Genomic DNA, 16,742 nt, shown 5'->3' on the forward strand with positions numbered 1-16,742 from the left:
GCATGATGCGGCAGGGCGCAAGCGCCCGGCGCCTTACTTCGTCTTCGCGTTGATCACGCCTTCCGATACGTTGGCCGGCGTTTCCGCGTAGTGCTTGAACTCCATCGAGTACGTCGCGCGGCCCTGCGTGGCCGAACGCAGCGACGTCGAATAGCCGAACATCTCCGCGAGCGGCACTTCGGCGCGCACGAGCTTGCCGCCGCCGCCCGCGATGTCCTCCATCCCCTGCACGATGCCGCGCCGGCTCGACAGGTCGCCCATCACGTTGCCCATGAAGTCCTCGGGCGTCTCGACCTCGACGGCCATCATCGGCTCGAGCAGCACGGGTTTCGCGCGGCGCATCGCTTCCTTGAACGCCATCGAGCCGGCCATCCGGAACGCGTTTTCGTTCGAGTCGACGTCGTGGTACGAGCCGAACGTCAGGTGCACCTTCACGTCGACGACCGGGTAGCCCGCGAGCACGCCGCTCTTCAGCGTTTCGGTGATGCCCTTGTCGACGGCTGGGATGAACTCACGCGGAATCACGCCGCCCTTGATCTCGTCGAGGAACTCGTAGCCCTTGCCCGGGTTCGGCTCGAGCGTGATCACCGCATGGCCGTACTGGCCGCGGCCGCCCGACTGCTTGACGAACTTGCCCTCGACATCGGACGCCGTCGTGCGCACCGTCTCGCGATACGCGACCTGCGGCTTGCCGACCGTCGCTTCGACGCCGAACTCGCGCTTCATCCGGTCGACCAGGATTTCGAGGTGCAGCTCGCCCATCCCCGAAATGATCGTCTGGCCGGACTCCTCGTCGGTCTGCACGCGGAACGACGGGTCTTCCTGCGCGAGGCGGTTCAGCGCGAGGCCCATCTTTTCCTGGTCGGCCTTCGTCTTCGGCTCGACGGCCTGCGAGATCACCGGCTCCGGGAATTCCATCTTCTCGAGGATGATCGGCTTGGTCGGATCGCACAGCGTGTCGCCCGTCGTCGCTTCCTTCAGGCCGACGGCCGCCGCGATGTCGCCCGCGCGCACTTCCTTGATCTCCTTGCGTTCGTTCGCGTGCATCTGCAGGATCCGGCCGAGCCGTTCCTTCTTGTCCTTCGTCGCGTTCAGCACCGTGTCGCCGGATTCGACGACGCCCGAATACACGCGGAAGAAGATCAGCTGGCCGACGAACGGGTCGGTCATGATCTTGAACGCGAGCGACGAGAACGGCTCGTCGTCGCTCGGATGACGTTCCGCCGGCTTTTCCGGATCGGCGAAGTCGTGGCCGAGGATCGCCGGCACGTCGACCGGCGACGGCAGGTAGTCGATCACCGCGTCGAGCATCGCCTGCACGCCCTTGTTCTTGAACGCGCTGCCGCACAGCATCGGCACGATCTCGTTCGCGATCGTGCGCTTGCGCAGCGCGGCCTTGATCTCGTCCTCGGTCAGCGATTCGTGGTCGTGCAGGTACTTCTCGAGCAGTTCCTCGCTCGCTTCCGCCGCGGCCTCGACCATCTTCTCGCGCCATTCGTGCGCGAGCTCGACGAGATTCGCGGGGATCTCCTCGTACGAGAACTTCACGCCCTGGCTTTCGTCGTCCCAGACGATCGCCTTCATCTTCACGAGATCGACGACGCCCTGGAAATGATCTTCCGCGCCGACCGGAATCTGGATCGGCACGGCGACGCCCTTCAGGCGCTCGCCGATCTGCCGCTGCACGCGGAAGAAATCGGCGCCGACGCGGTCCATCTTGTTGACGAACGCGATGCGCGGCACCTTGTACTTGTTCGCCTGGCGCCACACGGTTTCGGACTGCGGCTGCACGCCGCCGACCGAGTCGTAGACCATGCACGCGCCGTCGAGCACGCGCATCGAGCGCTCGACCTCGATCGTGAAGTCGACGTGGCCCGGGGTATCGATGATGTTGATCCGGTGTTCCGGATAGTTGCCGGCCATGCCTTTCCAGAAGGCGGTGGTCGCCGCCGACGTGATCGTGATGCCGCGTTCCTGCTCCTGCTCCATCCAGTCCATCGTGGCCGCGCCGTCGTGCACTTCGCCGATCTTGTGGCTCACGCCGGTATAAAACAGGATGCGCTCGGTCGTCGTGGTCTTGCCGGCATCGATGTGAGCGCTGATCCCGATATTGCGATAGCGCTCGATGGGGGTTTTGCGGGGCACGTGAACCTCCTGGTGGTTCGGATCGTAAGCGGGCAGGCTGGGCCGGCCCGGGTTTGGAACAAGCTAGACTTAAAGCATAGCGCTTGCGCGTGGCTTTTGCAGATGGGGCCGGCGCCGGCGGAGTCAAGCCGGGCGGCGGCGCCGGCTGGCGAAAAAAAAGCCGGCGCGCAACGGGCAGCCGGCTTCGGTCGGGGCGCGGCGCGAGGCCGCGGACCGCCGTTACTGGGCCTTCGGCAGGCCTTCGAGCTTCATGCCGGGCTTGATGCCCTTCGCGGCGAACCAGCCCTTGCTCATTTCGAGCGCATAGACGCCGTTGTTGCGCGGGCAGTGGTTGTCGGTCGTCTCTGCCTTCATTTCGTCGATGTCGGTGATCGTGCCGTCCGCGCGGATGAACGCGATCGACAGCGGGATCAGCGTGTTCTTCATCCAGAAGCAGTGCACGGCATTCTCGTTGAACACGAACAGCATGCCTTCGTTCGGCGCGAGCTGCGAACGGTACATCAGCCCCTGTTCGCGGTCGGCGTCGTTCGCGGCGACGGCCGCGTCGATCACGTACATGCCGGCGCGCAGCTTCACGTGCGGGAACTCGCTCGGCTGCTTGGCGCCGGGCGGCATCTGCGCGCTGGCGGCCTGCATGCCGAGCGCGAGGACGGCGAGCGCGGCGGGAAACACGGCGGCGCGCGCAAGGCGGCCGAGCGACGAGCGCAGGGAGAATTGCACAGCAAGGCTCCTATCTGGAAAACGAGACCCGCATGGTACGCGATGCGCGCCGGCGGGCACAAAAAGAAAAAGGCAGATCGCCTTGCGGTGATCTGCCTTTCAACGCCGTAAGAACGGCAAGACTGCGTGTTCTTGACTGCGTTATTACAACTTGCTTGCTTAGTTCGAAGCAGCTGCCGGGGCTTCGGCTTCGCTAGCTGCCTTCTTCGCAGCGTGGTGCTTCTTCGCTGCGTGGTGCTTCTTGTGCGTTGCCTTCTTAGCCGGTGCCGAAGCAGCTTCTGCCGGAGCAGCAGCAGCCGGAGCGGCCGGAGCCGAAGCTTGTGCGAAAGCAGCCGTTGCGAAGAGACCAGCGACCAGAGCGGCGATCAGTTTGTTCATGTTGTGTTCCTCAGCTTTAGTTAATTAACCAAATGACCCGGCATAGGAGTCATGACGTCTAACGGTGCCATCCACCTTTCGGTTGACAGACGCTTCGAGAAATTTCTCATTGCGCTGCGGGCGCCGAATCGTATTCGAAAAAGACGTCGCTTTCGTGACGCAAACACGTTCGGCTGCCGATACCGGATAGCTCAGAGTGGCATCTGCGTGGTTTAACGCGCGATCTTTGCAGGTGGTTGACGAAAAAGACGACGAAAAAAATCGTGCGTCCCGAATCCGTCATCCGGCGGGCGCGAAACCGTCCCACGGCGCGCGCGGCGGCAGTGCGATTGTTTCGCCTGGTGCAATGCCGAGCGCGAATATATCCAGCGCGCCGATGCCGACGCGCACCAGACGCAACGTCGGGAAGCCGACGGCCGCCGTCATCCGGCGCACCTGTCGATTCTTGCCTTCGGTGATCGCGAGCTCGATCCACGTGGTCGGGATCGCGGCGCGGTAGCGGATCGGCGGGTTGCGCGGCCACAGCGCGTCGGGCGGCTCGATGAATTCGGCGCGGCACGGGCGCGTCACGTAGTCGCCAAGATCGACGCCGCGCGCGAGCGCTTTCAGGTCGGCGAGGCCGGGCGCACCTTCGACCTGCGCCCAGTAGCGCTTGACTAGCTTGTGGCGCGGCTCCGCGATGCGCGCCTGCAGCGCGCCGTCGTCGGTGAGCAGCAGCAAACCCTCGCTGTCCGCGTCGAGCCGGCCGGCCGCATAGACACCGGGCGTTTTTACCCAGTCGCCGAGCGACGGCCGCGTCTCGTGCGCGGAAAACTGGCAAATTGTGCCGAACGGCTTGTTGAGGGCGATCAGGTTCATGGCGGGGCGCCCGCCCGGCGGGCCGCGGGAAGCGGGCAGGGCGGTCTATGGCAAATGGCGGAATCTTAATGCATAATACGGAACGGCAAGTCCTCTGTCTTATATAAGACATAAGTGAGGTCTTGATACGCAGTGCCGCGCTTCATGCCGAAGTGCCCGGTTGGGGCGCTAGAATAGCGGCTCGCTGTTGCCGTCACGGGGTGGCCATGCCGCGCCCCCGCCGCGCGCGCAGCTTCGACCAGCATCACCTGCTCAGCCACGTCACTGGAGTCGATCATGCCGTATCAGCACATCAAGGTTCCGGAAGGCGGTGACAAGATCACCGTCAACAAGGACTTCTCGCTCAACGTTTCCGATCAGCCGATCATTCCCTATATCGAAGGCGACGGTACGGGCTTCGATATCACGCCGGTCATGATCAAGGTCGTCGATGCGGCGGTCGCGCATGCCTACAAGGGCAAGCGCAAGATCCACTGGATGGAGATTTTCGCGGGCGAGAAGGCGACGAAGGTGTACGGGCCGGACGTGTGGCTCCCGGACGAAACGCTGCAGGTGCTGAAGGAATACGTGGTGTCGATCAAGGGGCCGCTCACGACCCCGGTCGGCGGCGGCATCCGTTCGCTGAACGTCGCGCTGCGCCAGGAACTCGACCTGTACGTGTGCCTGCGTCCGGTCCAGTATTTCAAGGGCGTGCCGTCGCCGGTGCGCGAGCCGCAAAAGATCGACATGGTGATCTTCCGCGAGAACTCGGAAGACATCTACGCGGGCATCGAATGGGCCGCGGGCTCCGAGCAGGCGAAGAAGGTGATCAAGTTCCTGCAGGACGAGATGGGCGTGAAGAAGATCCGTTTCCCGGAAACCTCGGGGATCGGCGTCAAGCCCGTGTCGACCGAAGGCACCGAGCGCCTCGTGCGCAAGGCGATCCAGTATGCGATCGACAACGATCGCAAGTCGGTCACGCTGGTGCACAAGGGCAACATCATGAAGTTCACGGAAGGCCTGTTCCGTGACGCCGGCTATGCGCTCGCACAGAAGGAATTCGGCGGCGAGCTGATCGACGGCGGCCCGTGGATGCGCGTGAAGAACCCGAAGACGGGCAACGAGATCGTGATCAAGGATTCGATCGCCGACGCGTTCCTGCAGCAGATCCTGCTGCGTCCGGCCGAATACGACGTGATCGCGACGCTGAACCTGAACGGCGACTATATCTCCGACGCGCTGGCCGCGCAGGTCGGCGGCATCGGGATCGCGCCGGGCGCGAACCTGTCGGATTCGGTCGCGATGTTCGAGGCGACGCACGGTACCGCGCCGAAGTACGCGGGCAAGGATTACGTGAACCCGGGTTCCGAGATCCTGTCGGCGGAAATGATGCTGCGCCATCTCGGCTGGACGGAAGCGGCCGACACGATCATCGCGTCGATGGAGAAGTCGATCCTGCAGAAGCGCGTCACGTACGACTTCGCGCGCCTGATGGAAGGCGCGACGCAGGTGTCGTGCTCGGGCTTCGGCGAAGTGCTGATCGAGAACATGTAAGTCCCCTTCCGGGGTGGGCCGGAGCGTTTCCGGCCGCCCCGGCGCCTACTGCCGGCGCCGGGGCGTTTCGTGGATGGCAGGTTTGTTGGCAGGGTGGTCCGGCATGCGGGCCGCGGCGCCGCGATGCGGCCCGGATGCCCTGCAAGGTAGAACATGACGGCCCTCGCAATACCACCGCCCGGCTGAGCCGGCGCGGCCCCATTCGTGACCGATCCGGTCGCCCCTCCGCCGGTTACCGCCGGCGTTCTTCAGTTCCAATATTCACGTAGCAACGCATCGACCATGTCCACTTCGCCCAAGATCATCTACACCCTCACCGACGAAGCGCCCGCGCTCGCGACCTATTCGCTGCTGCCGATCGTCAAGGCCTTCACGCGTTCGTCCGGCGTCGCCGTCGAAACGCGCGACATCTCGCTCGCCGGCCGCATCATCGCGGCATTCGCAGACGTCCTGCCGCCGGAGCAGAAGGGTTCCGACGATCTGGCCGAGCTGGGCCAGCTCACGCTGAAGCCGGAAGCGAACATCATCAAGCTGCCGAACATCAGCGCGTCGGTGCCGCAGCTCAAGGCCGCGATCGCCGAACTGCAGGCGCAGGGCTACAAGCTGCCGGCCTATCCGGAAGACCCGTCGACCGACGAGGAAAAGGCCGTCAAGGCCCGCTACGACAAGATCAAGGGCAGCGCGGTGAACCCGGTGCTGCGCGAAGGCAACTCCGACCGCCGCGCGCCGCTGTCGGTCAAGAACTACGCACGCAAGCATCCGCACAAGATGGGTGCGTGGCAGGCCACGTCGAAGGCGCACGTCGCGCACATGAGCGAAGGCGACTTCTACGGCAGCGAGAAGTCGGCGCTGATCGCCGATGCCGGCAGCGTGAAGATCGAACTCACGACGACCGACGGCGCGAAGAAGGTGCTGAAGGAAAAGACCGCCGTGAAGGCCGGTGAAGTCATCGATGCATCGGTGATGAGCCGCAACGCGCTGCGCAGCTTCATCGAAGCGCAGATCGCCGATGCGAAGGCGCAGGGCGTGCTGTTCTCGGTGCACCTGAAGGCGACCATGATGAAGGTCTCCGATCCGATCCTGTTCGGCCATTTCGTGTCGGTGTTCTACCGCGACGCGCTCGCGAAGCACGCGGACGTGCTGGCGCAGATCGGTTTCAACCAGAACAACGGGATCGGCGATCTGTACGCGCGCCTGAAGGACCTGCCGGCCGACACGCGCGAAGCGATCGAAGCCGACATCAAGGCCGAATATGCGGTGCGCCCGCGCCTCGCGATGGTCAACTCGGACAAGGGCATCACGAACCTGCACGTGCCGAGCGACGTGATCGTCGACGCATCGATGCCGGCGATGATCCGCGAGTCGGGCTGCATGTGGGGCCCGGACGGCGAGCTGTACGATGCGAAGGCCGTGATTCCGGACCGCTGCTACGCGGGCGTCTACCAGGCCGTGATCGAGGACTGCAAGCAGCACGGCGCATTCGATCCGGTCACGATGGGCAGCGTGCCGAACGTCGGCCTGATGGCGCAGGCGGCCGAAGAATACGGTTCGCACGACAAGACGTTCCAGATCCCGTCGGACGGCGTCGTGCGCGTCACCGATGAAGCCGGCAACGTGCTGCTCGAGCACGCGGTCGAGTCGGGCGACATCTGGCGCATGTGCCAGACGAAGGACGCGCCGGTGCAGGACTGGGTCAAGCTCGCGGTGAACCGCGCGCGGGCAACCGGCGTACCGGCCGTGTTCTGGCTCGATCCGGCGCGCGCGCACGATGCGCAGATCATCGCGAAGGTCGAACGCTACCTGAAGGATCACGACACGAACGGCCTCGACATCCGCATCATGACGCCGGAGGACGCGACCCGCTTCTCGCTCGAGCGCATCCGCGCGGGCAAGGACACGATCTCGGTCACCGGCAACGTGCTGCGCGACTACCTGACCGACCTGTTCCCGATCATGGAGCTCGGCACCAGCGCGAAGATGCTGTCGATCGTGCCGCTGATGGCCGGTGGCGGGATGTTCGAGACGGGTGCGGGCGGTTCCGCGCCGAAGCACGTGCAGCAGTTCGTCGAGGAAGGCTTCCTGCGCTGGGATTCGCTCGGCGAATTCCTCGCGCTGGCTGCATCGCTCGAACACCTCGGCCACGCGTACCAGAATCCGAAGGCGGTCGTGCTCGCGAAGACGCTCGACCAGGCGACCGGCAAGTTCCTGGACGAGAACAAGTCGCCGGCGCGCAAGGTCGGCGGCCTCGACAACCGCGGCAGCCACTTCTACCTGTGCCTGTACTGGGCGCAGGCGCTCGCCGAGCAGACCGAGGACGCCGCGCTGAAGGCGCAGTTCGAAGGCGTGGCGAAGGCGCTGTCCGGCAGCGAAGCGCGCATCCTGGAAGAACTGGCGGCCGCGCAGGGCAAGCCGCAGGCCATCGGCGGCTACTACCGTCCGAACGTCGATCTGACGAGCCAGGCGATGCGCCCGAGCGCGACGCTGAACGGCATCGTCGACGCGGTCGCCTGACGCCGGCCGCGCAATCGCGCGGGCCGATGCAGGAGTCGGCGCGGCGGGTTTCACCGTCCGCCGCTCTACGCAAAAGAAAAACGCCCCGGACGCCCGGGGCGTTTTTCGTTGCAGGCTAGCCATTCAGACGTGAACGATTTCCCACTCGGCGATTTCGTGCGGCACTTCGAGCGTCGCCGTGTCCATGTCGGACAGTTGCGGGCAGTCGCCGCGGGAGATGTGGTCGGCTGCCACTTCGGGGCACGAGAACGCGCCGAGCAGGGCGTTGCCGAACGTCGCTTCCCAGCCGCCGTTACCCGGCAGGATGTAGAACGACCCGAGCGCTGAACCAAAGCGAAATCCCTTCATTTCCGTTCTCCCTTTCTGATCACAAGCGATTCTGTTGTGCCGCCTGCCGGCTCGGCCGGCTATGGCCCGACTGGCTGCTTGCGCCGGGTTCCGTATCGAACGTCGTGGCGAAGCGTCAGTGCATGGAACAAAGTCTACGTCCGCGACCCGCTCGGATGGTGCGTGTAGAACAGCTTCTCGAAACAAAAATTCCCTTTTAAAAACATTGCGTTATTTCTGTCGTTTTGTATTGCGGAACGTTTTTTGGCATCGCGAAACAGGAAATTTGTGCCCTGCACCAAGAATTTTTACAACGCAGAGACTTGTTCCACATCATGAAATATTTACGGGTTCGCGGGGGATGACGCGACGAGCGCCAATGCAGGGACGAACGACAGGCGCCAAGCGGTGGCCGGGAGTCCGCAATTGGAGCGGATGAGTGGCGGCGGCGGTTGCCGGTGAACCGGTGTACAGCGCTGCTCGATGATGCCGGTCGATGCGTATCGAATTCGGTGCGGCACCATCGCGCGCTGCGGCGTATTGCCGCCCGACCGGCGGCGGCGCGTTTCGATGGGGCTCGCGGTTATGATGACGCGGGCATCAGGTTTCGCGTCGCGCATCGGCATTCGAGCCGGCCGGCGCGGGCGTCGCGGCTGCCGCGCGACGCAGCATGGATAACGAGGAACGATTGATGATACGGAGAACTTTCCTGTCGCGCGCCATCGGTGTCGCGGCCGCGTCGCTGTTCGCGCGCACCGCGTGGGCGCAGCATGCCGGTCATGAGGGCATGGCCGGCATGGATTCGATGGACGACATGCCCGGCATGTCAGGGATGTCGGGGCACGCGCAGCACGGCAAGCCCGCGCCGGCCGCGCTCGCGGCCGCCGACGCGCTGCCGGCCGGCGCGCCGCTCGCGGCGTTGCGCACGCTTGCGAACGAAAGCCGCGAGCCCGGCACGTTCCGGGCCACGCTGGTGGCGCAGCCCGTTGCGCGGCCGATGCTGCACGGTGCGCGGCCGACCGCCTTCTGGCAGTTCGGCGCGGGCACGCAGGGCCCCGTCGTCGGCCCGCTGATCGACGTGCGCGAGGGCGATACGGTCGAGATCAAGTTCGTGAACAAACTGCCGCAGCCGTCGACGATCCACTGGCACGGGCTGCCCGTGCCGCCCGACCAGGACGGCAATCCGTCCGATCCGGTCGCGCCCGGCGCGTCGCGCGTGTACCGCTTCACGTTGCCGAAGGGTAGCGCCGGCACCTACTGGTACCACCCGCATCCGCACATGATGACGGCCGAGCAGGTGTTTCGCGGGCTGGCCGGCCCGTTCGTCGTGCGCGCCGCGGACGATCCGCTCGCCGGCTGGCCCGAGCGCAACCTGTTCGTGTCGGACCTGAAGCTTGCGCGTGACGGCACGATTGCACCGAACGACATGATGGACTGGATGAACGGCCGTGAAGGTCAGTTCGTGCTGGTCAACGGCGCACGCCGGCCGCGGATCGACGTCGCCGGCGACGAGCGCTGGCGGGTATGGAATGCGTGCAGCGCGCGCTACCTGCGCGTCGCGTTCGACGACGGCCGTGCGTTCGAGCATGCGGGCACCGACGGCGGGCTGTTCGACGCGCCGCGCCGCGTGACGTCGCTGCTGATTGCGCCGGGCGAGCGCGCGGAGTTGCTGGTGCGCGCCGGCGATCGTGCGTCGCGCGCGGTGCTGCAGGCGGCCGAATACGACCGGCGCAAGATGGCGATGTCGCACGACGACGGCCACGGCAGCCTGCCGCCCGATCCGGCGCTGGCGCTGGCCGATGTCGCGTTTGCGCCCGCCGCGGCGCGCGCGCTGCCCGCCGTGCTGCGCGCGGTGCCGCCGCTGGGCGAACCGGTTGCGCACAAGACGGTCGCGTTCGGCGAGGAAATGGACATGGACGCGATGATGAAGGGCGCGGCGCACGGCCGCCCGGCAGGCATGCGCTTCACGATCAACGGCGACACCTACACGCCGCACCGCGCGACGCTGACGAGCCGCCGCGGCGACGTCGAGCGGTGGGAGATTCGCAATACCACCGACATGGATCACCCGTTCCACCTGCACGGCACGCAGTTCCAGGTGATCGAGCGCGCGTCGGGCGGCTCGCGCACGAGCGAACCGTTCCGCGCATGGCGCGATACCGTGAATGTGCGCAGCGGCGAAACCGTGACGATTCTCGTCACGCAAGACATGCCCGGCGAGCGCATGTTTCATTGCCACATTCTCGAACACGAGGATCTCGGCATGATGGGCACGCTGAAGGTCGTGTAACGAAACGGTGAATGTGTTTCACATGCCGGATCGGTATTCGATCTGCATGCGTGACAAGACAATGAATGTTCAATTACCGGGATTGAACGAAAAGGCCGGCCAATCGATTATCGATTGGCCGGCCTGAAAAAAAAGAAACCCGGCGCAATGCGCCGGGTTTCTTCGTCCGATATCCGATGCCTTTATGCGGCCTGGATGTTCGACGCTTGCTTGCCCTTCGGTCCTTGAACGACGTCAAAGCTCACCTTCTGGCCTTCCTTCAGCGTCTTGAAGCCATTCATGGTGATAGCCGAGAAGTGCGCAAACAGATCCTCACCGCCCTCGTCGGGAGTGATGAAACCGAAGCCCTTCGCGTCGTTGAACCACTTAACGATACCAGTTGCCATACCTACTTCCCCTGTCACACAGTCGCTGCTACTTACCACGAGCACGCTCGAAAAGCTAAACGACCGGAAAATGCAGCCGTTCCCCCCTCACAAGCTCACCTCGGCCTCTTTCATTTCACCAACCGGCGATATGAAAAAAGTGCCAGCTTGATTGTTGGCGCTCTTTATTGGAGTGTCAAGTGGAATTTTTAGACGGTTGGAGGGCCGTTGTAAAGAACCCATTTTCAGGGTTTTTCCGGCTTTGCTTCGCAGCATGCGGCCAAGCGCGAGGACTTGAAAAGCCGCATAATCGGCTCATATACCAGGCTCGAGTGACACGCGTTCGAGTCGTCCCGGCTTGTGGGATACTGGATGCGGATACGACGTTCCGGTGCGGTTCCCCTGACGGTTCGTGTTCCGCGCCACGCGTGAAAGCCGGCACCGCAGCCGGCTTTCGTATGGCACGAAGAAGATCGCGTGTTCCGGGATACCGGGGAGGGCGCCGGCCGGTCGGTCGGGTAATGGCAGGATTGCGGGCCTGTCCGAGTTGTTTAGAATGGGTGTATGGCGATTATCCCGGACAAGCAGGACAGTACCGTCCTGGAACGCAAGCAGCAGAAGCTCAAGCCGCCTTCGATGTACAAGGTGGTGCTGCTGAACGACGACTTCACGCCGATGGAATTCGTCGTGATGGTCGTCCAGGAGTATTTCAAGAAGGATCGCGAGACGGCCACGCAGATCATGCTGAAGGTCCATCGCGAAGGGCGAGGAGTTTGTGGGGTCTATACGCGGGACATCGCGTCGACCAAGGTTGAGCAAGTCGTTACCCATGCGCGGCAGGCCGGGCATCCGCTGCAGTGCGTGATGGAGGAAGCATGATTGCCCAGGAATTGGAAGTCAGCCTGCACATGGCGTTCATGGAAGCACGCCAGGCGCGCCATGAGTTCATTACGGTCGAGCATCTGCTGCTGGCCCTGCTGGATAATCCGACGGCAGCCGAGGTGTTGCGCGCGTGCGCGGCAAACATCGAGGACCTGCGTCAGAACCTGCGCAATTTCATCCACGACAACACGCCTACCGTCCCGGGCACCGACGACGTCGATACGCAACCGACGCTCGGTTTCCAGCGCGTGATCCAGCGCGCGATCATGCACGTGCAGTCGACGTCGAACGGCAAGAAGGAAGTGACCGGCGCGAACGTGCTGGTCGCGATCTTCGGCGAGAAGGATTCGCACGCCGTGTACTACCTGCAGCAGCAGGGCGTCACGCGCCTCGACGTCGTGAACTTCATTTCGCACGGCATCGCGAAGACGAACAGCGGCGAGGCCGCGAAGTCGACCGATGCGAACGCGGAAAGCGAAGACGCGAATGCGCAGAAGGAAACGCCGCTCGCGCAGTTCACGCAGAACCTGAACCAGATGGCGAAGGACGGCCGCATCGATCCGCTGATCGGGCGCGAGCCCGAGGTCGAGCGCGTCGTGCAGGTGCTGTGCCGCCGCCGCAAGAACAATCCGCTGCTCGTCGGCGAGGCCGGCGTCGGCAAGACCGCGATCGCGGAAGGGCTCGCCTATCGCATCACGCGCGGCGAAGTGCCCGACATCCTCGCGAATGCGCAGGTTTATTCGCTCGACATGGGCGCGTTGCTCGCGGGCACCAAGTATCGCGGCGATTTCGAGCAGCGCCTGAAGACGGTGCTGAAGGAACTGAAGGAGCGCCCGCACGCGATCCTGTTCATCGACGAGATCCATACGCTGATCGGCGCGGGCGCCGCGTCGGGCGGCACGCTCGATGCGTCGAACCTGCTGAAGCCGGCGCTGTCGTCGGGCACGCTCAAGTGCATCGGCGCGACCACGTTCACCGAGTATCGCGGCATCTTCGAGAAGGATGCGGCGCTGTCGCGGCGCTTCCAGAAGGTCGACGTGAGCGAGCCGACCGTCGAGCAGACGGTCGCGATCCTGCGCGGGCTGAAGTCGCGCTTCGAGGAGCATCACGGCGTCAAGTATTCGTCGGGTGCGCTGTCGGCCGCGGCCGAACTGTCGGCGCGCTTCATCACCGACCGTCACCTGCCGGACAAGGCGATTGACGTGATCGACGAAGCGGGCGCCGCGCAGCGCATCCTGCCGAAGTCGAAGCAGAAGAAGACGATCGGCAAGAGCGAGATCGAGGAAATCATCTCGAAGATCGCGCGCGTGCCGCCGCAGAGCGTGTCGCAGGACGATCGCAGCAAGCTGCAGACGCTCGACCGCGACCTGAAGAGCGTCGTGTTCGGCCAGGATCCGGCGATCGACGCGCTGGCGGCATCGATCAAGATGGCGCGCGCGGGCCTCGGCAAGATGGACAAGCCGATCGGCGCGTTCCTGTTTTCCGGCCCGACGGGCGTCGGCAAGACCGAAGTGGCGCGCCAGCTCGCGTTCACGCTCGGCATCGAGCTGATCCGCTTCGACATGTCGGAGTATATGGAGCGTCATGCGGTGAGCCGCCTGATCGGCGCGCCGCCGGGCTATGTCGGGTTCGACCAGGGCGGGCTGCTGACCGAAGCCGTCACGAAGAAGCCGCATTGCGTGCTGCTGCTCGACGAAATCGAGAAGGCGCATCCGGACATCTACAACGTGCTGCTGCAGGTGATGGACCACGGCACGCTGACGGACAACAACGGCCGCAAGGCGGATTTCCGCAACGTCATCATCATCATGACGACGAACGCGGGCGCCGAGTCGATGCAGAAGGCGACGATCGGCTTCACGACGCGCCGCGAAACGGGCGACGAGATGACCGACATCAAGCGCCTGTTCACGCCGGAGTTCCGCAACCGCCTGGATTCGATCATCAGCTTCCGCTCGCTCGATGAGGAAATCATCATGCGCGTGGTCGACAAGTTCCTGATCCAGCTCGAGGAACAGCTGCACGAGAAGAAGGTCGACGCGCTCTTCACCGACGCGTTGCGCAAGCATCTCGCGAAGCACGGCTTCGACCCGCTGATGGGCGCGCGGCCGATGCAGCGGCTGATCCAGGACACGATCCGTCGCGCGCTGGCCGACGAGCTGCTGTTCGGCAAGCTCGTCAACGGCGGTCACGTGACCGTCGACGTCGACGAAAACGACAAGGTGCAGTTGTCGTTCGACAAGCTGGCGAATCCGCCGCACAAGCCGAACGAAGAGACGGTCGAAGTCGAGTAAGCGATAATTCGTTGTTCATGCGAACGGCGCGGGAAGTTCTCCGCGCCGTTTCGTTTTATCCGGCGCCGGCGGCGCAATGGTGGTGCAGGGGAGTGGTAACGCAGTGACACAACAACAACGATCGTTCGACAACATCGTCGCGCGCGAACAAGGGTTGCGCCACGCGCTGACGTCGGGGCAAATGGCGATGATCGCGATCGGCGGCGCGATCGGCACGGGGCTGTTCCTCGGCAGCGGGTTCGCGATTGGGCTCGCCGGCCCGAGCGTGCTGGTTTCGTATGCGATCGGCGCGCTGATCGCGCTGCTGCTGATGGGCGCGCTCGCGGAAATGACCGTCGCGCATCCGACGGCCGGCTCGTTCGGTGCGTATGCCGAACACTACGTCGGCCCGCTCGCGGGCTTTCTGGTGCGCTATGCGTACTGGTTCGCGGTCGTGTTCGCGATCGGCACCGAAATCAGCGCGATCGCCGTGTTCATGAAGTACTGGTTTCCGGCCGTGCCCGGCTGGTACTGGGTGATCGGCTTCTCCGCGCTGCTGATCGCCGTGAACCTCGCGAGCGTCACGCTGTACGGCTCGGTCGAGTATGCGTTCTCGCTGCTGAAGATCGCGGCGATCGTCGTGTTCATCGTGCTCGGCGCGTATTTCGTGTGGTCGGCGCCGGCCGCATCGGGCATCGGTTTCGCGAACTACACCGCGCACGACGGCTTCATGCCGAAGGGGCCGTGGGGCACCTGGGTCGCCGTGATCGTCGCGATCTTCAGCTACATGAGCATCGAGGCCGTCGCGATCGCGGCCGGCGAAGCGCGCGATCCGCAGCACGCGGTCACGCGCGCGTTCCGCTCGACGGTGTTCCGGCTCGTGCTGTTCTACCTGCTGACGCTGTCTCTGATGCTCGCGATCGTGCCGTGGACGCAGGCCGGCACCGACGAAAGCCCGTTCGTGAAGGTGATGGCCGCGACGCACGTACCGTACGCGGCGGGCGTGATCAACTTCGTGCTGCTGATCGCGGCGCTGTCGGCGATGAACAGCCAGCTCTACGTGACGACGCGGATGATGTTCAGCCTGTCGCGCGCGCGGCTCGCGCCCGCGGTATTCGGCCGGCTCGGCACGAACGGCGTGCCGCGTGCGGCGCTGTGGATCTCGACGAGCGGCGTCGCGGTGGCGGCCGTGCTGGTCGCGCTGGCGCCCGACACGGCGTTCACCGTGATGATGGCGATCGCGATGTTCGGCGCGCTGTTCACGTGGCTGATGATCTTCGTCACGCATCTGCGCTTCCGTTTGCGGTATCGCGGCCCCGCGCTCGCGTTCCGGATGTGGGGTCACCCGTTCGGCAGCCTGCTCGGCGCGGGGCTCGTCGCGGCGATCCTGTTCACGACCGCGTTCACGCGCGAATTCCGGATGACGATGGTGGTCGGCGTCGTGTTCGTCGTGCTGCTGACGCTCGCGTATGCGCTGCACTACCGGCACCAGCACGCACGCTGACGGCGCCGACGCGGTCACGACGACCGCGCCCGCCGACCATCCCGCTCTTCACATTCGCTAAGGTTCCGTTAAGCCGACGGCGACTACATTCGATCCTGTCTGCGACGCGGGCCGGCACGCGCCGGCTCGCCGCGTTCCTGCAAAAGGGGTTCGAATGAACAAACTTCCCGAAATCACGCTTGCGTTCTGGATCATGAAGATCTGCGCGACGACGCTCGGCGAAACCGGCGGCGATTTGCTGTCGATGACGCTGAACGTCGGTTATGCGGTGAGCTCGGTCCTGCTGTTCGGCTTCTTTCTCGTGACGCTGGGCGCGCAGCTCAAGACGACGCGCTATCGCCCGGCGGTCTACTGGGCCGTGATCGTCGCGACGAGCACGGCCGGCACGACGATGTCCGACTTCATGGACCGCACGCTCGGCCTCGGTTATGCGGCCGGCTCGTCGATCCTCGTCGCGATCCTGCTGGCGATCTTCGCAGTCTGGCGGCTCAGCGGCGAATCGCTGTCGGTCGACCTGATCCGCACGCGCAAGGTCGAACTGCTGTACTGGATCGCGATCCTGTTCTCGAACACGCTCGGCACCGCGCTCGGCGATTTCCTCGCGGACAGCTCGGGCCTCGGTTTCGGCGGCGGCGCGCTGCTGATCGGCGGGCTGCTAGCAGTGATCGTGCTCGCGCACTATTTCACGCGGATTTCCGGCGTGCTGCTGTTCTGGGCCGCGTTCGTGCTCACGCGCCCGTTCGGCGCGACGGTCGGCGACCTGCTGACGAAGCCGGTCGCGAAGGGCGGCCTCGCGCTCGGTACGGTCGGTTCGTCGGCCGTGCTGCTCGGCGTGCTGGTCGCGATGGTGATCTATGCGGGCGTCGCGCAGGCGCGGCGGCGCGAACCGGTACCCGCGCGGATCGCGCAGCCGGCCGGCGAATGACGGCGAACGAAAAAAAGGGCCTCGCGGCCCT

Annotated in this window: 14 protein-coding genes; 7 read left to right on the forward strand and 7 right to left on the reverse strand. The window is 64.7% G+C overall.

The genetic code is table 11. The annotated features are described in order from the left end of the window. Positions 1-33: 33 nt before the first annotated feature. From fusA to KVT39_RS19645, 4 genes are all read right to left on the reverse strand, one after another. Positions 34-2,145: an elongation factor G gene (fusA, locus tag KVT39_RS19630; protein ID WP_034178833.1), complete on the reverse strand. Its 2,112-nt coding sequence runs from the start codon at positions 2,143-2,145 to the stop codon at positions 34-36. Positions 2,146-2,364: 219 nt separating this feature from the next. Continuing rightward, complete coding sequence (locus tag KVT39_RS19635; protein WP_034178832.1) at positions 2,365-2,865, reverse strand: DUF192 domain-containing protein; 501 nt, start codon at positions 2,863-2,865, stop codon at positions 2,365-2,367. 159 nt (positions 2,866-3,024) lie between these two features. After that, positions 3,025-3,243, reverse strand: coding sequence for a hypothetical protein (locus KVT39_RS19640; RefSeq protein WP_072444916.1), 219 nt, complete (start codon positions 3,241-3,243; stop codon positions 3,025-3,027). A 279-nt stretch (positions 3,244-3,522) separates the two neighbouring features. Beyond that, the gene (locus tag KVT39_RS19645) at positions 3,523-4,101 is read right to left on the reverse strand and encodes a pseudouridine synthase (protein ID WP_217590024.1); all 579 of its coding nucleotides are present in this window, start codon (positions 4,099-4,101) and stop codon (positions 3,523-3,525) included. 276 nt (positions 4,102-4,377) lie between these two features. Here KVT39_RS19645 and icd point away from each other — a divergent pair, with 276 nt between their 5' ends. Continuing rightward, positions 4,378-5,634, forward strand: a complete 1,257-nt coding sequence (icd, locus tag KVT39_RS19650; protein ID WP_034178829.1) for an NADP-dependent isocitrate dehydrogenase — start codon at positions 4,378-4,380, stop codon at positions 5,632-5,634. Positions 5,635-5,916: 282 nt separating this feature from the next. After that, a complete protein-coding gene (locus tag KVT39_RS19655) occupies positions 5,917-8,145 on the forward strand; it encodes an NADP-dependent isocitrate dehydrogenase (RefSeq protein ID WP_217590025.1) in 2,229 nt (742 codons plus the stop codon). Positions 8,146-8,268: 123 nt separating this feature from the next. On the opposite strand, the gene KVT39_RS19660 is transcribed toward KVT39_RS19655, so the two are convergent. Together KVT39_RS19660 and KVT39_RS19665 are read right to left on the reverse strand one after the other, a co-directional pair. After that, the gene (locus KVT39_RS19660; RefSeq protein ID WP_034178827.1) at positions 8,269-8,493 is read right to left on the reverse strand and encodes a hypothetical protein; all 225 of its coding nucleotides are present in this window, start codon (positions 8,491-8,493) and stop codon (positions 8,269-8,271) included. Positions 8,494-8,816: 323 nt separating this feature from the next. Next, positions 8,817-9,092, reverse strand: a complete 276-nt coding sequence (locus KVT39_RS19665; RefSeq protein ID WP_217590026.1) for a hypothetical protein — start codon at positions 9,090-9,092, stop codon at positions 8,817-8,819. 71 nt (positions 9,093-9,163) lie between these two features. Here KVT39_RS19665 and KVT39_RS19670 point away from each other — a divergent pair, with 71 nt between their 5' ends. Continuing rightward, the gene (locus KVT39_RS19670) at positions 9,164-10,762 is read left to right on the forward strand and encodes a multicopper oxidase family protein (protein WP_105390082.1); all 1,599 of its coding nucleotides are present in this window, start codon (positions 9,164-9,166) and stop codon (positions 10,760-10,762) included. Positions 10,763-10,944: 182 nt separating this feature from the next. Here the strand turns inward: KVT39_RS19670 and KVT39_RS19675 are convergent, their stop codons facing one another. Beyond that, positions 10,945-11,148, reverse strand: a complete 204-nt coding sequence (locus KVT39_RS19675) for a cold-shock protein (protein WP_006478030.1) — start codon at positions 11,146-11,148, stop codon at positions 10,945-10,947. 543 nt (positions 11,149-11,691) lie between these two features. Between KVT39_RS19675 and clpS the strand changes: the two genes are divergently transcribed. The 4 genes from clpS (at position 11,692) to KVT39_RS19695 (ending at position 16,711) form a co-directional block, all read left to right on the forward strand. Further along, the gene (gene clpS, locus KVT39_RS19680) at positions 11,692-12,006 is read left to right on the forward strand and encodes an ATP-dependent Clp protease adapter ClpS (RefSeq protein ID WP_006398529.1); all 315 of its coding nucleotides are present in this window, start codon (positions 11,692-11,694) and stop codon (positions 12,004-12,006) included. Then, a complete protein-coding gene (gene clpA / locus KVT39_RS19685; RefSeq protein WP_034178825.1) occupies positions 12,003-14,303 on the forward strand; it encodes an ATP-dependent Clp protease ATP-binding subunit ClpA in 2,301 nt (766 codons plus the stop codon). Before clpS ends, clpA begins: the two co-directional genes overlap by 4 nt. A gap of 103 nt (positions 14,304-14,406) precedes the next feature. Then, positions 14,407-15,786: an amino acid permease gene (locus tag KVT39_RS19690; RefSeq protein WP_175749843.1), complete on the forward strand. Its 1,380-nt coding sequence runs from the start codon at positions 14,407-14,409 to the stop codon at positions 15,784-15,786. A gap of 154 nt (positions 15,787-15,940) precedes the next feature. Then, positions 15,941-16,711 carry a membrane protein gene (locus KVT39_RS19695; RefSeq protein WP_034178824.1) on the forward strand — a complete coding sequence of 257 codons (771 nt, stop codon included), beginning with the start codon at positions 15,941-15,943 and terminating at the stop codon, positions 16,709-16,711. Positions 16,712-16,742: the final 31 nt, after the last annotated feature.

The sequence above is a fragment of the Burkholderia sp. GbtcB21 genome (genome assembly GCF_019091065.1).
Taxonomy (GTDB): domain Bacteria; phylum Pseudomonadota; class Gammaproteobacteria; order Burkholderiales; family Burkholderiaceae; genus Burkholderia; species Burkholderia pyrrocinia_C.